We start from the raw sequence: 1,080 nt of genomic DNA, 5'->3' as shown, positions 1-1,080 counted from the left end.
CACTGAAAGTKGTGGCCGACGCGGGCAACGGCGTGGCCGGTGCCTTCGCCCCGCAGCTGCTGGAAGCGATCGGCGCAGAAGTCATCCCGTTGTACTGCGATGTCGACGGCACCTTCCCCAACCACCACCCCGATCCCAGCGAGCCGGCCAACCTGGAAGACCTGRTSCAGACGGTSAAGCGCTTTGGCGCCGACCTCGGCGTGGCGTTCGATGGTGATGGCGATCGCCTTGGCGTGGTCACCAGTGAAGGCAAGATCATCTACGCCGACCGTCTGCTGATGCTGTTCGCCGCCGACGTGCTGATGCGCAACCCGGGCGCGATGGTGATCTACGACGTGAAGTGCACCGGCAGGTTGTCCGATCACGTGCTGCGCAACGGCGGCAGCCCGTTGATGTGGAAGACCGGGCACTCGCTGATGAAGGCGAAGATGCGCGAGACCGACGCCGAACTGGCGGGCGAGATGAGCGGCCACTTCTTCTTCAAGGAACGCTGGTTCGGCTTTGACGATGGCCTGTATGCCGCTGCACGCCTGCTGGAGATCCTGGCCCAGCGCGAGGAAACGCCGGACGAAGTGCTGGCCGAACTGCCGGAAATGGTGGCGACGCCGGAGCTGAAGGTGCCGGTGGCCGAGGGCACCCCGCATGCGTTGGTGGCGATGCTGGTGGCCGCTGCGCAGTCGCCGGACAACCCGTATGTCGGCGGCCGCCTGTCGACCATCGACGGCCTGCGGGTGGACTTCGCCGACGGCTGGGGCCTGGTTCGCGCCTCCAACACCACGCCGGTGCTGGTGCTACGTTTCGAAGGCAACGACGAAGCAGCACTGGAGCGTATCCAGGCGCTGTTCCGCAGCCAGCTGCAGCCGGTGCTGGGCGACACCCCGCTGGGGTTCTGAGGTGAGGCCGGGCTGCGCCCGGCACCCGCGGTAGTGCCGGCCGCTGGCCGGCAACCTCAACAGCAACAGCGGGCACTCCGTGGGTTGGTGGAGCGGTGTCGGAGTGCGGGGACGCCGCAAGTACGTCCTTGTAGGCTTGGCAGCCGCATCCATGCGGCTGACACCCCGCACTCGACACCCCGCACTC

General features: G+C 67.1%; 1 protein-coding gene. It reads left to right on the top strand.

Annotation, left to right across the window (positions count from 1 at the left end; translation table 11 throughout):
- Positions 1-893: phosphomannomutase/phosphoglucomutase (locus AC1VAN_RS22670; protein ID WP_480986844.1), on the top strand; the 893-nt coding region annotated here is incomplete at its 5' end.
- Between the last annotated feature and the right edge of the window lie 187 nt (positions 894-1,080).

This window comes from Stenotrophomonas sp. 05L44_2 (assembly GCF_056665995.1).
This window is presented reverse-complemented; position numbering and strand designations above follow the sequence as displayed.